Annotated in this window: 13 protein-coding genes; 7 read left to right on the top strand and 6 right to left on the bottom strand. The window is 73.2% G+C overall.

The genetic code is table 11. The features are described from left to right. The 7 genes from HG543_RS26135 to HG543_RS26105 all read left to right on the top strand — a co-directional run. Positions 1–598, top strand: a 598-nt coding sequence (locus tag HG543_RS26135; RefSeq protein WP_169347579.1) for a CheB methylesterase domain-containing protein, incomplete at its 5' end; no start/stop codon positions are given. Positions 599–697: 99 nt separating this feature from the next. Beyond that, a complete protein-coding gene (locus tag HG543_RS26130) occupies positions 698–2398 on the top strand; it encodes an ATP-binding protein (protein ID WP_169347578.1) in 1701 nt (566 codons plus the stop codon). Positions 2399–2458: 60 nt separating this feature from the next. Next, complete coding sequence (locus HG543_RS26125; RefSeq protein WP_169347577.1) at positions 2459–3940, top strand: potassium/proton antiporter; 1482 nt, start codon at positions 2459–2461, stop codon at positions 3938–3940. Positions 3941–4050: 110 nt separating this feature from the next. Further along, positions 4051–4425: a response regulator gene (locus HG543_RS26120; protein ID WP_169347576.1), complete on the top strand. Its 375-nt coding sequence runs from the start codon at positions 4051–4053 to the stop codon at positions 4423–4425. 82 nt (positions 4426–4507) lie between these two features. Then, entirely contained in the window at positions 4508–6292 is a 1785-nt protein-coding gene (locus HG543_RS26115) for a monovalent cation:proton antiporter-2 (CPA2) family protein (protein WP_169347575.1), read from the top strand. Positions 6293–6466: 174 nt separating this feature from the next. Continuing rightward, positions 6467–7144, top strand: coding sequence for a hypothetical protein (locus HG543_RS26110; protein WP_169347574.1), 678 nt, complete (start codon positions 6467–6469; stop codon positions 7142–7144). A gap of 129 nt (positions 7145–7273) precedes the next feature. Beyond that, positions 7274–8785: a sensor histidine kinase gene (locus HG543_RS26105; RefSeq protein ID WP_169347573.1), complete on the top strand. Its 1512-nt coding sequence runs from the start codon at positions 7274–7276 to the stop codon at positions 8783–8785. On the opposite strand, the gene HG543_RS26100 is transcribed toward HG543_RS26105, so the two are convergent. The 6 genes from HG543_RS26100 to HG543_RS26075 form a co-directional block, all read right to left on the bottom strand. Further along, positions 8782–9150 (bottom strand): response regulator, encoded by a 369-nt coding sequence (locus HG543_RS26100; protein WP_169347572.1) that lies wholly within the window; start codon positions 9148–9150, stop codon positions 8782–8784. The two genes, HG543_RS26105 and HG543_RS26100, sit on opposite strands and share 4 nt — an antisense overlap. A 20-nt stretch (positions 9151–9170) precedes the next feature. Beyond that, a complete protein-coding gene (locus HG543_RS26095) occupies positions 9171–10307 on the bottom strand; it encodes a PilZ domain-containing protein (protein ID WP_169347571.1) in 1137 nt (378 codons plus the stop codon). Between the two features lie 211 nt (positions 10308–10518). After that, positions 10519–11484, bottom strand: a complete 966-nt coding sequence (locus tag HG543_RS26090) for a fatty acid desaturase family protein (RefSeq protein WP_169347570.1) — start codon at positions 11482–11484, stop codon at positions 10519–10521. A 122-nt stretch (positions 11485–11606) separates the two neighbouring features. After that, positions 11607–12650: a chemotaxis-specific protein-glutamate methyltransferase CheB gene (gene cheB / locus HG543_RS26085; protein ID WP_169347569.1), complete on the bottom strand. Its 1044-nt coding sequence runs from the start codon at positions 12648–12650 to the stop codon at positions 11607–11609. After that, on the bottom strand, positions 12647–13468 hold the full coding sequence (locus HG543_RS26080) for a CheR family methyltransferase (protein WP_169347568.1): 822 nt from the start codon (positions 13466–13468) through the stop codon (positions 12647–12649). Before HG543_RS26080 ends, cheB begins: the two co-directional genes overlap by 4 nt. A gap of 10 nt (positions 13469–13478) precedes the next feature. Beyond that, on the bottom strand, positions 13479–15833 hold the full coding sequence (locus tag HG543_RS26075) for a HEAT repeat domain-containing protein (protein WP_211194179.1): 2355 nt from the start codon (positions 15831–15833) through the stop codon (positions 13479–13481). Position 15834: the final 1 nt, after the last annotated feature.

The raw sequence follows: 15834 nt of genomic DNA, 5'->3' as shown, positions 1-15834 counted from the left end.
GCCCCCCGCCGTCGCCCCGAGACCCGCGGTGGTGGCGCTGGCCGCGTCCACCGGGGGCCCCGCCGCCCTCTTCCGCGTCCTGTCCGAGCTGCCCGCGGACTTCCCCGTGCCGCTCCTCGTGGTGCAGCACATCGCGCTCGGCTTCAGCCAGGGCTTCGCCACCTGGCTGCGCACCGCCGGTCCCCTGCCGGTGAAGGTGGCCGAGGACGGCGAGCCGCTCCTGCCCGGCCGCGTCTACCTCGCCCCCGATGACAAGCACCTGGGCGTGCTCCCCGAGGGCCGCGCGGAGGTGTCCCGGGCGGCGCCGGTGCAGGGCTTCCGCCCGTCCGCCACGTGGCTGTTCCGCTCCGTGGCGCGCGTCCATGGCCCGCGCGCGCTCGCGGGCATCCTCACCGGCATGGGACAGGACGGCCTGGAGGGCGTGCGCGAGTTGCGCGGAGCGGGCGGCTACGTGCTCGCCCAGGACGAGGCGTCCTCCATCGTCTACGGCATGCCGGGCGTGGTGGTGGGCGCGGGGCTTGCGCACGAGGTGGTGGCGCTGCCCTCCATCGCGTCCCGCCTGCTGGCATGTGTGCGGACGGGTGTCCCGGTTGCCTGACCCACAATATCCTCTTCTGGAAAATCACCCGGAATCGACCTACGGAGGGATGGCCCGCCGCCCGCCGGATGTCATCATCCGGCTGCTCGTCAGCCTCGTATGGAAGCCCGCTCCCCCTCCCTCCTGGTCTCGGCCTTCACGGCGCTCCCGGAGCCCACCTATGTGCTGGACATGGCGGGACGGGTGCTCGCGTGCAGCGAGTCTGGCGCGCGCGTGCTCGGCCGGCTGCCGGTCGAGCTGACGGGCAGGCACTGGTCCGAGCTGGGCGTGGCCGTGGAGGACATGGCGCGGCTGGAGACGGCCCGCGCGCGGGTGATGATGACGGGCGCCACGGACACCGTGGAGCTGCCCTGGCCGCCCATGCAGTCCGGCCCCCGGCCGCACGCGCTGACGCTCACCCCGCTGCCGCCCGAGGGCGGCCAGGGCCCCTGGATGCTGGTGACGGCGCGTGCCCTCACCGAGGCGGAGGCCGTGTACTCGCGCGCGCTGGAGCTGGAGCAGGCCGCGCGCTCCGAGGTGGAGCAGGCCGAGCGGCGGCGCTCCTTCCTCTACCAGGCGATGACGACGCTCTTCGCCCACCCGCCGGACCCGCAGGGCATGTACACGCTGCTGGCCCACCTGGCCGTGCCGGACCTGGCGGACTGGTGCATCGTGGACGCGCTGGAGCAGGGCCCCTGGGTGACGCGCGTGGCGGTGGCGTACCTGGACCCGGCGCAGCAGGGCCGCGCGAGCGCGCTGCCCACGCGCACCGAGCTGCGCGACGACGCGCCGGTGGGCCTGCTGCGCGTGCTGCGCACCGGCGAGCCGGAGCTGGTGCCCGCGGTGACGGACTCGCTCTTGCGCGCGGCCTCCGCCGAGCCGGCCCACCCCGCGCTGCTGCGCGCGCTGCAGGCGCGCTCGTACATGATTGTCCCCCTGCGCGCGCGGGGGCACACGCTGGGCGCCGTCACCTTCGTGGCCTCGGGCTCGGGGCGGCGCTACGGCCCGGACGACCTGGCGCTGGCGGAGGACCTGTGCCTGCGCGCCAGCCTCGCCATCGACAACGCGCGGCTGGTGGGCGAGTCCCGCCGCGCCGCCCGCGCCCGCGAGGACCTGCTGGCCGTCGTCTCGCATGACTTGAAGAACCCGCTGGGCGTGGTGCAGCTCGGCGCGGCGCTGCTGTTGCGCGGAGCGGGCAGCAAGCCCGGCGGCGAGAGCGTGGCGAAGCAGGCCACGCGCATCCAGGACGCGACGGAGCGCATGTCGCGCCTCATCTCGGACCTCTTGGACTGGGGCCGGCTGGAGGCGGGCGGGCTGCCGCTGGACTGGGGCGAGCACGCCGTGGCGTCGCTCGTCACCGAGGCGCTGGAGTCCATCCGCCCGCTGGCGGAGGCCAAGGGCCTGCACCTGCACGCGGACGTGCCCCCGGGCGACGTGCGCGCGCGGTGTGACCGGCTGCGGGTGCTGCAGGTGCTGGGCAACCTCGTGGGCAACGCGGTGAAGTTCACCGCCGCCGGGGGCGCCATCCGGGTGGGCGCCCGCGCGTGCGGCGGCGAGGTGGCCCTCCACGTGCGCGACACCGGCACCGGCATCTCCGCCGAGGCGCTGCCGCACATCTTCGACCGCTACTGGCAGGCGCGCGACGCGGCCAGCCGCGGCACCGGCCTGGGGCTCGCCATCGCCAAGGGGCTCGTGGAGGCCCACGGCGGCACCATCCGCGCGGAGAGCACCCCGGGTGAGGGCAGCACCTTCACCTTCACGCTGCCCGCCGCCGCCAGCGCCGCGGCGCCGTCGCTCGCGCACACGACGACGGACGCCTGACACATCCGTGAAGAGCGGGCCCCGGCGGCCGCCTCGCGGCTGATAGAACGCTCTCCACTCATGCCGAGCACGGAGCCGATTCCCACCGCGATACTCCTCACCTTCTGCGGCGTCCTGCTGACGCTGAGCGTGCTCTTCAGCCGCGCCCCGGGACGCTTCGGCATCCCCGTGGCGATGCTGTTCCTGGGCATCGGCATGGCGGCCGGCTCGGACGGGCCGGGCGGCATCGAGTTCAGCGACTACGGGCTGGCCTTCCGCCTGGGCACGGTGGCGCTCGTGCTCATCCTCTTCGACGGCGGCCTCAACACGCCGATGTCCTCCATCCAGTCCGCCATCCGCCCGGCGGGGGTGCTGGCCACGGTGGGCGTGGTGCTGATGGCGGCCCTGGGGGGCGTGGGCGCGCACCTGCTGTTCGGCTTCGAGTGGCCGCAGGCCCTGCTGTTGGGGGCCATCGTCTCCTCCACGGACGCGGCGGCCGTCTTCGCCGTGCTGCGCGGCAGCGGGCTGCAGTTGAAGCGGCGGGTGGGCACCACGCTGGAGCTGGAGTCCGGCCTCAACGACCCCATGGCCGTCATCCTCACCACGGCGATGACGCTCAGCCTGGTGGGCGACGGGGCATCGGTCTGGCAGATGGCCCGGGACGCGGTGGTGCAGATGGTGGTGGGCACCGGCATGGGCCTGGGCCTCGGCTGGGCGGGGCGGCAGCTGCTCAAGCGCCTGCGGCTGCGCGTGGCGGGCCTGTACCCGGTGATGACGCTGGCCCTGGCCATGCTGGCCTTCGGCCTGCCCACGCTCCTGCAGGGCAGCGGCTTCCTGGCGGTGTACCTGATGGGCATCGCCCTGGGCAACGAGAGCATCCGCTACCGCACGGGCCTCTTGCGCGTGCACGACGCACTGGCCTGGCTGTCCCAGGTGGGCATGTTCCTGGTGCTGGGGCTGCTGGTGTACCCCGGCGAGCTGCTGCAGGTGGCGTGGAAGGGGCTGGGGATGGCACTCGTGCTGGCCTTCCTCGCGCGGCCCCTGACGGTGCTGCTGTGCCTCCTCCCCTTCCGCTTCCCCGCGCTGGAAATCCTCTACACCGGCTGGGTGGGGCTGCGCGGCGCGGTGCCCATCATCCTCGCCATCTTCCCGGTGCTGACGGGCGCGCCGGGGGCGCGGGAAATCTTCAACGTCGTCTTCTTCATCGTGGTGGTGAACGGGCTCATCCCCGGCGCCACCGTGCCCTGGCTGACGCGCAAGCTGGGGCTCGCGGCCAACGCGCCCGAGCCGCCCCAGGCCGTGCTGGAGATTGCCTCCACGCAGCTGCTCAATGGCGAGTTGAGCGCCTTCTACATCGGCTCGGCCTCCGCGGTGGCCGGCGAGCGCATCTCCGATTTGCCCTTCCCGCCGGGCTCCGCCGTCATGCTCCTCGTCCGGGGACAGGAATTGCTGGCGCCCCGGGGCGACACCGTCTTCCAGCCGGGAGACCATGTGTATGTCTTCAGCCATTCTGAAGATCTGGGCTTCCTGCGGCTGCTCTTCGGCCAGCAGGAGGACGAGTAGCCCGGTCCAACCGTCGCGCCCTGGATGTTCCCGGAGGGGGCCGGGGACAGGACCGGGGAATGAGGCTAGAGTTCTCCATCAACCTCTCGGCCCCGTCAGGGTGGGGACATATGAGCCGCGAGCACGCCCAGCACTCCATCCTGGTGGTGGAGGATGACCAGGACATCCGCGAGGCCGTCGCCGAGCTGCTCGAGCTGGAGGGCTACACGGTGACGAGCGCCAGCAACGGGCAGGAGGGATTGAATGTGCTGGCGACCCTGCGCCAGCCCTGCCTCGTGCTGCTGGATTTGATGATGCCGGTGCTGACGGGCTACGAGTTCCTGGAGCGCCTGCGCATCAGCGGCGCCCAGTCCCTGGTGCCGGTGCTCATCATGACGGCCAGCCATGTCCTGGAGGTGCCCCAGGGCGCCGTGGGCATGCTGCGCAAGCCGGTGGAGATGACGCAATTGCTGACGGCGGTGGCGCGCCACTGCAAGCACGCCTGAGCGGAATCGCTGGGGCCCCAACCTCCGGACCGGGAGCGGGCGTGGGTTTGCCGCCCGCGCGCGGTCCATGCGAGGAAGGGCCATGTCCTTCCTGCATCAGGCACTCGTCTTCCTCGCGGCGGCGGTGGTGGCGGTGCCCCTGTTCAAGCGGCTCGGGTTGGGGTCGGTGCTGGGCTACCTCGCGGCGGGCGCGGTCATCGGCCCGTGGGGCGCGAAGCTCATCACCGACGTGGAGCACATCCTCCACGTGTCCGAGCTGGGCGTGGTGCTGCTGCTCTTCGTCATCGGCCTGGAGCTGCAACCCTCGCGGCTGTGGGAGCTGCGCCGCTCCGTGTTCGGCATGGGTGGCGCGCAGGTGCTCGTCACCGGCGCGCTGCTGGCCGGCGTGGGGCTGGCGCTGGGACTGACGCCGGGCGCGGCCATCATCGCCGGCTTCGGCCTGTCGCTGTCGTCCACCGCCTTCGCGCTGCAATTGCTGGCCGAGCGCAACCAGCTCACCACGGGCTATGGGCGGCTCGCCTTCGGCATCCTCCTGTTCCAGGACCTGGCGGTGATTCCGCTCTTGGCGCTGCTGCCGCTGTTGGGTGACGGGGGGACGGCGTCCACGGAGCCGGGCTGGCTCACGGGCCTGAAGGTGGCGGGCGTGCTGGTGGGCGTGGTGCTCGCGGGGCGCTACCTCATGCGCCCGGTGTTCCGCGCGGTGGCGTCCTTCCACAGCCAGGAGCTGTTCACCGCCACCGCGCTGCTCGTGGTGGTGGGCACCGCGTCGCTCGTCAGCGCGGTGGGCCTGTCCATGGCGCTGGGCGCGTTCCTCGCCGGCGTGCTGCTGGCCGAGTCCGAGTACCGCCACGAACTGGAGGCGGACATCGAGCCCTTCAAGGGGCTGCTCCTGGGGCTGTTCTTCATCGCCGTGGGCATGTCGGTGAGCCTGGGGCTCATCGTGGAGAAGCCGGTGCTGGTGGGCGGGCTGGTGCTGGGGCTGGTGGCGCTCAAGGGGGCGGTGCTGTACGGGCTGGGGCGCTTCGGCCTGAAGCAGGACGAGCCCGCGCTGAGCCTGGGCGTGGTCATCTCGCAGGGCGGCGAGTTCGCCTTCGTGCTCTTCGCGCTGGCCGTCTCCTTCCGCGTCATGGACCGCGCGCTGGCGGACCTGCTCGTGGTGGTGGTGGGCCTGTCCATGGCCACCACGCCGCTCTTGTACGCCGCGCACGAGCGGTGGGTGCGCCCGCGGTTCCAGAAGAAGGCCGAGGCGCGCGAGTACGACGTGGCGCCCGAGGAGGACAACCCGGTCATCATCGCCGGCTTCGGCCGCGTGGGGCAGGTGGTGGGCCGGCTCTTGCGCGTCAAGCGCGTGGGCTTCACGGCGATTGACGCCAGCCCCGAGCACATCGACTTCATGAAGCGCTTCGGCAGCCGCATCTTCTACGGGGACGCGTCACGGCTGGACCTGCTGCGCGCGGCGCGGGCGGACAAGGCGAAGGTGTTCGTGCTGGCGATTGACGACATCGAGGCGTCACTGCGCACGGCGCGGACGGTGAAGGAGCACTTCCCGCACCTGGTCATCTTCGCCCGCGCGCGCAACCGCGTGCATGCGTACCGGCTGTTGGACCTGGGCATCCAGAACGTGATGCGCGAGACGTTCGCCGGCAGCCTGGAGATGGCCGGGGACGTGCTCCAGTCCCTGGGCCAGACGTTCTCCGAGAGCCACCGCGCCATGGAGCGGCTGCGCGAGCACGACGAGCGGATGCTGCGCGAGACGGCGCGGTTCCACGGCGACGAGCAGAAGCTCATGGAGATGGCGGCCCGGGCCCGCAAGGAGCTGGAGCGCCTCTTCGAGCAGGACGAGGCCGAGCAGAAGAAGTCGGCGTGACTCCTGAAATCCCTGTTTCACACTCCCCGCATTCAGCCCGGCGGCATTCCTGCACCGGCGGTGCATCCCCAGACGTGTGAAGCCCGCACTTCGCGTTTCCGGATGTGACGCGCAGTGCAGAGACTGGAGGCCGGCATCGCGCGGGGCTGGGAGCGGGGTATGGTTCCGGGCCGGATGTACTCCCCGCTTTCCGCATTCATCGTCCTCTGCCTCTCCAGCGCGCCCGGCCCGGCCGCTGAGCCCGCCGCTCCGCCGAGCGCGGAGCCCGCGCGCGCGCTCGAGGCGGAGCTGGGCACCGGTGCCGGCCTCTTCTTCGGCCCCCACGCCTTCGACGACACGGACTGGGACGGGACCTCCCTCGCCAGCGCCTCCTCCGCGCGCTTCCTGCTCGGCGGCTTCACCGTGGACGGCGGCCTCTTCTCGCTGCTGCCGCTGGAGCGCGGCGGCCCCGGCGCCAGCACCGCCCTCACCGCGCGCCTGGGCTACACCGGCACGCGCTGGAGCGTCGTCGCCGGCGCCACCGTGGGCGTCCAATACACCGCCGACCCGCTCCTCCAGGTGCTCCCCTCCGTGAGGGGCATCTACCGCGTGGGCCCCGTCACGCTGGACGCCGGCCTCTTCGACGCGCACGGCCAGGTGCCCGCGCACGTGGGCGCCACCTACGGGCTCGTCGGTCTCGCCTATGTCTTTCCCGTCGGCGGCCGCGCGCGCGTGGACATCCCCCTGGTGCCCCGCGCCGGCCTGCGCGTGGAGGGCTTCGTCTTCCAGGACGGCGACGCGCGCACCTCGCTCGTCAGCGTGGGCATCGTCGGCCGCCCCACCGCCGCCGCTCGCACGGGGGACGCCTCGTGAGCCTCCGCGCAGGGCTTCCAGGATATCGCTCGCGGTCTCGGCTCCCCGCCTGTCCACCGAGAGGCAAGCGCCACGCCGTACCTGATGTTCACCTCATGAGGGCCGCCTCCGCGCGGAACCGATAGACGCATGGCCACCCACCCCGCCAAGAAGCGCCCGCGCTCCCCGGCCGCGCCGCCCTCCGAGGCGCCCGCCATGCCGCTGCACGCGCTCCTGGAGGGTCTGCCCGACGCCTTCTTCATGGTCGACGCGGACTGGCGCTTCACCTACGTCAGCCCGCGCATGGCGGAGCTGCTCGACAGCTGCGGAGGGCACGGAGACGACCTGCGCCGCGCCTGTCCCACGCTGCTGGAGCTGCGCCGCCACCTGCGCTTCGAGCAGCCCGCCACCGAGCAGCCCACCGTGCGCTTCGAGCACGGCTGGCCGGACCGAGATTTGTGCTTCGACGTCCGCGCGCGCCCCGTGGACGGCGGCCTGCTGGTGCACTGCCGCGACATCACCGGCGAGCGCCGCGCCCGGGACGAGCTGCGGCGCACCGGCGAGGTGTTCCGCGCCATCCTCGAGGGCACGACGGACGCCGTCTACACCAAGGACCTCGAGGGCCGGTACCAGATGATGAACTCCGCGGGCGCCAAGGCCTTGGGGCTCAAGGTGGAGGACGTCGTCGGCCACACCGACGCGGAGCTCTTCCCGCCCGAGGTGGCGCGCGCCAACGCCGCCAACGACCGGGAAATCTTCGCCTTCGGGCGCACCGTCACCTACGAGGACTCCCAGCCGGGCGTCGAGGGGCAGCGTGTCTGGCTGTCCACCAAGGGCGTGCTGCGCGACACGGAGGGCAAGGTCTTCGGCCTCTTCGGCATCAGCCGCGACATCACCCAGCGCAAGTGGGCCGAGGAGGAAGCGCGCCGGCACGCGGAGTTCCAGGAACAGCTCATGGGCATCGTCAGCCATGACATCCGCAGCCCGCTGGGCGCCATCATGAACTGGTCCCGCGTGCTCTCCGCGAGCGGCACCGCCGAGGAGGCGCAGCAGACCAGCAAGCGCATCGCCACCGCGGCGGTGCGCATCGAGCGGCTCACGCGGCTCCTGCTGGACTTCACCCGCACGCGGCTGGTGGGCGGCGTGGCGATTGAGCCGCGCGGCATGGACCTGAAGGACCTGGCCCTGAAGGTGGCCCACGAGTTCGGCGTGGCCTTCCCCCAGCGCACCGTGGAGGTGGAGCACAAGGGCAACACCCAGGGCACGTGGGACCCGGACCGGCTGGGGCAGGTGGCGTCCAACCTGGTGGAGAACGCGCTGAAATACAGCCCCCCGGACACGCCTGTGCGCCTGGCCGTGCGCGGGCTGCGCAACAAGGTGGTGCTGGAGGTGCACAACGCCGGCCGCCCCATCCCCGACAACCTGCTGCCCCACCTCTTCGAGCCCTTCCGGCGCGGTCCCTCGACGGCCCGCACGCTGAAGATGAGCTACGGGCTGGGGCTCTACATCGTCCGGGAAATCGTCCAGGCCCACGGGGGCACCATCGAGGTCTCCTCCGGAGAGCTGGAGGGCACCGCCTTCACGGTGACACTGCCGCGCCGCTCCATGCCGACGAAGCCGCCCATGACGCCGCAGCCCCCGCCGGGCATGCCGTCGCCCTAGTCCAGGTAGCGGCGCAGGAGGGCCGCCAGCTCCGCGCCGTCGAAGGGCTTGGCGAGGAAGTCGTCACAGCCGCTGTCGAAGCCCGCCTGCACGCTGCGCGGCTCGGCGCGGGTGCTGCAGAGGATGATGGGCGTGCGGCGGGTGGGCTCGCGGCCGCGCAGCGCCCGGCACGTCTCGAAGCCGTCCAGGTGCGGCATGAGGATGTCCAGGAAGACGAGGTCCGGCCGCTCCGCCTCGGCGCGCGCCAGCGCCTCGCGCCCGTCGCGCGCGAGGACGGCGTCGTAGCCCATCTCCGCCAGCATTCCCTGGTGCAACAGCAACACGGTGAGCGAGTCGTCGACGAGCAGCACCTTCTTGCGTGCCATGGCGCCTCCCGGAGGGCGAGTCATAGCGAGGCCACGCCCTGGCAGAGCTGGCGCAGGTGCATGAGGCGCGGCGGGCCCATGCCGAGGAACTGCACGCCCATGCCATAGGGGTACGCGAGCGGCCCGCGGGGCGCGTAGGGGTTGGCCCACACCACCACGCCGTGCGTCTCCAGGCGCTCGCGGGTGGTGGGCAGGCCGATGCGCAGCCGCACCGCCGTCCCCGGCCGCGCGGGCACCAGCGTGCGGATGACGAGCCCCCCGGGACTCAGCGCGCTGGAGAAGCCGGACGTCCACTCCGTGCCGCGCGAGCCGCCCTCGCCGAACTCCACCGGGCAGCAGAAGGGCACCCGCTCCTCCGCGCGCAGCGACGACAAGTCGCGCCCCAGCAGCGCGTGGATGCGCGGCAGGAGCGCCGCCAGCACCGGCGGCCGCGTGCCCATGCCCACGTTGACGGTGAGCGCCGGCACGCCCTCCAGGAGCGGCTGCGCGCGCAGCGTCGACAACAGCCGCAGCGCCGCCAGCGGCCCCTCGCCCGAGACGAGCACCAGGTGCGGCGACATGCCCGGCACTTGGAGCCGCGCCGCCGCGCCCTCCACGCTGGCGCTGTAGAGCAGGTGGTGCCCGCACGACTCCAGCAGCGCTCCCAGCCCCCCCCACGCGCGCGGCCCGCTGGCGCCCGCCATCAGCACCACCCGGGGACTGTGGCGCGCGGCGAGCGGCACCCGGGCCGCCGCCGGCCCCCCGGTGAGCACCGCCAGCCGCTCGCGCAGCTCGGGAAGCCGCGGAGGCGCCAGGAGGCAGTCCTCCAGGCCCTCCGACTCGGCCGCCTCCAGCACCTCCGCCGGCGTGCCCTCCTCCGCCACCAGCATCACCGGCACCCCGGCGCCAGCGCCGGACCTCGGCCGCAGCGCACCCAGGCCGCCGACACCGTGCTCGTACACCTGGCGCCAGTGCACCAGCACCAGCGTGGGCTTCAGCCGCGCCAGCTCCGGGGCCGCCAGTTCCAGCGAGTGGACTTGAAGGGACTCACACCCCAGCGAGCGCGCCACGCGCGACAGCGCCAGCCAGGGCTCGCTCACGGTGCCCACCCAGAGCAGCCGCGCCGGCGCGGCCAGGGGCGCGGCCAGCGGACGCACGGGTCCTGGTGCCGTCATCATTGCGGTGCCTCCGTGTCCTGATGCCCCCCCGACACGCCCGCCCCCGCCTCACATCTCGGATTCCGAGATAGGAGAAACGGCCACAGGGTGAATACTCCCCCGGGGCAGATTCCAGGGGGAAATGAGGAATACAGGACACATCGGCATCCTGGGGCGCGAGGCGGCCAACACCCCAGGTCCTTCGAGCCCCGCCCGGCGGGACTGCTCCGCCCTAGACGCGGGCGGCGTTGACGCCCGAGTCCACGGCCTGCAGGTCGTCGCCGAAGCGCACGTCCACGGTGCCGCCGGTGGGCGGATCATACGGGGCGCGGCCCACCTGCTTCGTGCCGAAGCGGGGGAAGAAGGGCGCCAGCACGTACGAGCGGAAGCACCACGCGAAGAAGCTGTTGGGGCGCAGGTCCGGGTGGATGGCGTCGTGAATCTTCGCGTGGGCCTCGGGCAGCAGGCTCCAGTGCAGGCCCGGCGTCTCGTGGTGGACGGCGTGCAGGCCGTTGTTGAAGAGGAAGAAGTTGATGAGGCGGCCGGTGAAGCTGCGGCTGTGGTCGTGCTCGCTCCAGGGGTCCGAGTGGACGTGCTGGATGTAGTTGAAGAACATGATGGTCCACAGCGTGAAGACGGCCGGAATCAGGAAGGCGAAGACCCAGATGCGGGCGCCCTCGATGAAGCCGTGCAGCGCCATGGCCAGGCCCAGCAGCGCCACGTGGGTGCCGCCCCAGACGATGTACTGGAGGACGATCTGGCGGAACAGCGGGCGGTTGCGCTCACGGGCCTTGTCGATGAAGGCCTTGGTGGGCTCCTGCTGCCAGTACGTGGAGACGAAGGGGAAGGCGAAGGCCACCAGGAAGTTGTGCTTCTTGGAGTAGCGCCACGTAATCGTCGCGTCGCCCGCCTTGTTCAGGAACTTGTGGTGATTGAGGTTGTGCGTGGGAATCCACACGAAGGTGGGGTAGCCGTAGAACACCGACAGCCACATGCCCATGGCCTCGTTCATCTTGCGGTTCTTGAACGTGGGGCAGTGGTTGTGGTTGTGCGCGATGACCCCCGCGGACAACGCGAGGTAGCAGGACACCGGGCAGAGGTAAGGGATGAGCTCGGGGGCCGCGTACATCGAGAGGGCCACCACGGGCATTGCCAGGCACCACAGCAGTGTCCGGCGGTCAGCGGAGTATCGGAGCATGCGCGGATAGTGCCCTACCCGCCTGTCCGCAACCAAAACATCCTGCCAACTACGGTACGGGGCCGACCGGACACCGGCCATGTAGGCTTCGCGCGCCGCTGGCCCTACCCGGGGCGGGACTTTCAGCGGGTGTGACGGTTCAGCAACGCGGCGAGGCCCTCCAGGGGGGCGGTGGCGGTGGCGAGCCCGGCCTCGTCGACGGCGCGGGGCATGCCGTACACGACGCAGGAGGCCTCGGCCTCGGTGAGGACGGTGCCGCCCGCGGCGCGGATGGCGCGGGCGCCGGCCAGCCCGTCATCGCCCATGCCGGTGAGCACCAGGCCCACGGTGTCCGCGCCCCAGGCCTTCGCGGCGCTCTCGAAGAGGACGTCCACGGACGGGTGGTGGGGCGTGCGCAGCGGGTACCTGTCCAGCCGGGCGACGCCCACCGCGCCGTGGCGCTCCACCTTGAGGTGGTGCCCGGCGCGCGCCAGCACCACACGGCCCGGCCGCAATTCCACGCCGTCCTCCGCCTCCACCACCTCCAGCGCGCTGCGGGCGTCCAGCCGCTTCGCGACCGCCTGCGTGTAGCCGGTGGGGATGTGCAGCGCGAGCGCCATGGGGGCGGGGAAGTCCGCGGGCATCGCCGCCAGGAGCTGCGTGAGGGCCTGCGGGCCGCCGGTGGAGGTGCCCACCACCACGAGGCGCCGGGACGGCGCGAGCACGCCGGAGGGAACGGCGCTGGAGGCCGACGAAAGCGCGGCCTCCGGGATGGGGCGCGGCAGGGCGCGCGCGGCGGTGCGCACCTTCTCCACCAGTTCCTCGCCCAGCTCGTAGAGCCGGTCCGTGGCGAGCGCGGTGGGCTTGTTCACCAGCTCCACCGCGCCGGCCTGGAGGGCGGACACCGCCAGCTCGCTCTCCTCGCCCGCGCTGCTCACCACCACCACGCGCGGCGCGCCGGCCATGGACGCGAGCGCGCGCAGCACACCCAGCCCGTCCAGGCCCGGCATCACCAAATCCAGGGTGAGGACGTCCGGAGACAGCTCGGCCACCTTCTCCAGCGCGTCCAGGCCGTCGCGCGCGGTGCCCACCACCTCCATGCCCTGGGCATTGGAGAGCACCTGCCGCAGCACCTTGCGCGCGAAGGCGGAGTCGTCCACCACCAGCACGCGGATGGGAGCCGTCATGTGTCAGCCCGGGTGTAGAAGAAGGCGCCACGGCGCTCCTCGCAGGACAGCGCGGTGCCGAAGCGCATCAGCGACTCGGACGTGCCCACCAGCAGGTGCCCGCCGGGCACCAGCGCGCGGGTGAGCGCGTCCACCACGCGGCGCGCGGTGTCATCGTTGAAGTAGATGAGGACGTTGCGGCAGAGGATGGCGTCGAAGGCGCCGAGCGCGGCCACCGCCGCCGGGTCCACCAGGTTGACGCGGCGCCAGTCCACCGCTTCCACCAATTCCGGGCGCACGTGGGGGCGGCCGTCGCGTATTTCCATCCAGCGCCCCTCCACACCCGGCGGCAGCGCGCGCAGGGAGCGCAGGTTGTGCTCGCCGGTGCGCGCCCGCTCCAGCGCGCGGGGGCTCAAGTCGCTGGCTACAATCTCCACGCCGGAGAGCACGCCCCGCTCCGCCAGCATCATCGCCAGCGTGAGGGGCTCCTCGCCGGTGGAGCACGCCGCGCACCACACCCGGGGCCGGCGGCCGTCGCGCACCGCGGGCACCAGCACGTCGTCCACGAGCACCGTCAGCGGCAGCGCCTCCCGGAAGAAGTAGGTCTCGTGCACCAGCAGCGAGTCCACCAGCGCGTCCAGCGCCTCCGTGCCGGCCGGGTCGTACCGGAGGAAGTAGTAGTAGTCGAGCAGCGAGTCGAAGCCCGCGTCCAGGGCGCGGGCGGACACCTTGTCCTCCAGGAGCTCGCGGTCCTCCGGGCGGTAGTGCAGACCCGCGCGCTGCTCGATGAGCGCGGAGAGGATGGCGAACACCTGGGGCGACATGGGGAGCGCGGACATGGCTCTCCCGTCACCGCCCCAGCGCCTGCAGGCAGGCCCTGCGGACTTCCGGGTCCTCGTCATGCGAGGACGTGTGCTCCAGGGCCTCGCGGGCCTCCACCGTGCCCAGCGCCGCCACGGCGGGGGCCGCGGCGCGCCGGCCCGCGGGGCTGGCCGTCGTCAGGCACTGCACCAGCGCGGCGCGCGCGTCCGCCCGGCGCATGCGGGCCAGCGCCGCCACCAGCAGCGGCGCCGTCACCTCGTCCGCCACCTCCAGCGCGGTGAGCAGCCCCGGCAGCCGCCCCTCCATGGGCAGCGCCAGCGCGCTCACCACCCGCTCGCGCAGCATCACGTCGCCCAAGAGCGACACCAGGGCCTGCGTGGCCGGCACCCCGGCGCGCGTGGCGAGGAAGCCCACCGCCGCGCTGCGCACGCTGTCGTCCCGGTCACTGGCGGCGCGCAGGAGCGCGGGCAGCGTCTCCTGCGACTCGTACTCGGCCACGGCGGAGAGGGCGACGAGGCGCGTGGCCGCGTCCTCGGACGACACCGCCTCCAGCAGCACCGGCAGGGCGTCCGGGCGGCGGGCCACGCCCAGGCCCAGGAGCGCCGCGCGGCGCACGTCCGCGTCCGCGCTGGAGGCCGCGCGCCGCAGCGCCGCCATGGCGCCCTCGGTGTGCATGTGCGCCAGCGCGTCCACCACCGCCACGCGCACCTGGCCCGCGTCGTCGTCCGCCAGCGCGACGATGGCGTCCGCGGCGGCCTCCTCGTTGAGCTTCCCCAGCGACTGGCACGCGTAGTAGCGCACCCACGGGTCCCGGTCGTTGAGGCCGCCCAGCAGCACGGAGGTGATGCGGGCCTCCTTCTCCGTCTGGCCCAGCGCGCGCATGGCCGCGGCGCGCGTGCGCTCGGACTCGTGGGTGGCGGCCGTCAGGAGCGCGTCCACCGCGCGCGGGTCCTCGATGTAGGGCAGGCCGTAGATGGCCGCGTCGCGCAGCCGCTCGTCCGGGTCCCTCATGGCCTGCAAGAGCACGTCCAGCCCGCGCGGGTAGCCGAAGTAGGCGATGATGCGCAGCGCCGCGCGGCGCAGGCGCGCGTCCGACGAGCGCGCGGCCTTGAGCGCCAGCGCCTCCGTGTCCGCGCTGCCCAGCGACTGGATGGCGCCCACCGCGGCCTGCACCACGCGCGGGTCCTCGTCCACCAGCCGCTCGAAGAGGGCCGGCACCGCGCCCGGCGCGCCGATGCGCGACAGCGTGTCCGCCGCCAGCGCGCGCACGGACGGGTCCCGGTCCTCCAGGCACAGGAGGATTTCCGGCACCGACGCGGAGCGGCGCCCCACCAGCGGCAGCAGCACGCGGCGGCGGGCGCTGTCGCCATCGCGCAGCGCCTGGAGCAGCTGCGCGTCCGCGTCCGCGCCCAGGTCCGACAGGGCCCCGGCCGCCGCGCGCGCCACCGCCGGGTCCGGCCCGTCCAGGAGCTTCAGCAGGCCCGCGGCGGCGTCCTGCCCGCCCACCCAGCCGAGCAGCCGGGACAGCGCGACCTTCTCCGCCGTGTCCGCGCTCGACAGGGCCTGCGCGAGCCGGCGGCCCAGCAAGGCCATGTCCCCGTCGCCGCGCAGCGCGGCCTGCACCGCGCGCGCGCCACCGAAGCGCTGCACCTGCGCCTCGTGGATGTCCACCAGCGCCACCGCCGCCGCGCGCACGAGCGCGTCGTTGCCCCGGCGCAACAGGCCCACCAGCGCGGGCACCGCCGCCTCCTGGCCGGTGCGGCCCAGCGCGCGCGTCACCTCCAGCGCGTAGAAGGGGTCCGGCAGCAGGCCCAGCAGCGCGGGCACCACGATGGGGTCCCCGCAGCGGCCCAGCACGTCGATGGCGGGGAAGATGCGGAAGAAGTTGCCGCTGCCCAGCGCGCCCAGCAGCGCATCCACCGCGGCGCCGCCGCCGATGCGCCCCAGGGCTTCAATGGCCGCCACGGCCACGTTGTCGTCCGCGTGGACGGTGAGCCGGGCCAGCAGCGGCACCGAGCGCCGGCTGCGGCGGCGGCCCAGCACCTGGGCGATGTCGCAGACGATGGCGGGGTTGGGGTCTTCCGCGTTCGGCTCCAGCGCCCCCTCCACGTCACCCGAGGAGGCCACCAGCGCCTCCACGGCGGCGGCCAGGCGCGTCTCGCTGTCGCGGCGGTGGCTCAGCACGTCGCGCAGCGGCGCCACGGCGGGCGTGCCCATGCGGGCCAGGGCGCCCACCACGGCGCGGCGCACCGCCCAGCTCGGGGTGTCGAGGCCCGCCACCAGCTGCTCGAGGCTGCCGGGGCCGCGCCGGGCGAGCTGCTCCACCTGCTCCACCTGGGCGCGGTCGTCCGACGAGAGCGACAAGGGATGGCTGGACGCCATG

Origin of the sequence: Pyxidicoccus fallax (assembly GCF_012933655.1) — a bacterium.
Classification (GTDB): Bacteria; Myxococcota; Myxococcia; order Myxococcales; family Myxococcaceae; genus Myxococcus; species Myxococcus fallax.
The sequence above is the reverse complement of the archived record's forward strand: the minus strand, read 5'-3'. Positions and strand labels throughout refer to the sequence as shown.

Coding starts and splice junctions, on each gene's coding strand:
- HG543_RS26100 (WP_169347572.1), bottom strand. CDS start 9,150: ATGGCACGCAAGAAGGTGCTGCTCGTCGACGACTCGCTCACCGTGTTG.
- cheB (WP_169347569.1), bottom strand. CDS start 12,650: ATGACGGCTCCCATCCGCGTGCTGGTGGTGGACGACTCCGCCTTCGCG.
- HG543_RS26130 (WP_169347578.1), top strand. CDS start 698: ATGGAAGCCCGCTCCCCCTCCCTCCTGGTCTCGGCCTTCACGGCGCTC.
- HG543_RS26115 (WP_169347575.1), top strand. CDS start 4,508: ATGTCCTTCCTGCATCAGGCACTCGTCTTCCTCGCGGCGGCGGTGGTG.
- HG543_RS26080 (WP_169347568.1), bottom strand. CDS start 13,468: ATGTCCGCGCTCCCCATGTCGCCCCAGGTGTTCGCCATCCTCTCCGCG.
- HG543_RS26120 (WP_169347576.1), top strand. CDS start 4,051: ATGAGCCGCGAGCACGCCCAGCACTCCATCCTGGTGGTGGAGGATGAC.
- HG543_RS26105 (WP_169347573.1), top strand. CDS start 7,274: ATGGCCACCCACCCCGCCAAGAAGCGCCCGCGCTCCCCGGCCGCGCCG.
- HG543_RS26125 (WP_169347577.1), top strand. CDS start 2,459: ATGCCGAGCACGGAGCCGATTCCCACCGCGATACTCCTCACCTTCTGC.
- HG543_RS26075 (WP_211194179.1), bottom strand. CDS start 15,833: ATGGCGTCCAGCCATCCCTTGTCGCTCTCGTCGGACGACCGCGCCCAG.
- HG543_RS26110 (WP_169347574.1), top strand. CDS start 6,467: ATGTACTCCCCGCTTTCCGCATTCATCGTCCTCTGCCTCTCCAGCGCG.
- HG543_RS26095 (WP_169347571.1), bottom strand. CDS start 10,307: ATGATGACGGCACCAGGACCCGTGCGTCCGCTGGCCGCGCCCCTGGCC.
- HG543_RS26090 (WP_169347570.1), bottom strand. CDS start 11,484: ATGCTCCGATACTCCGCTGACCGCCGGACACTGCTGTGGTGCCTGGCA.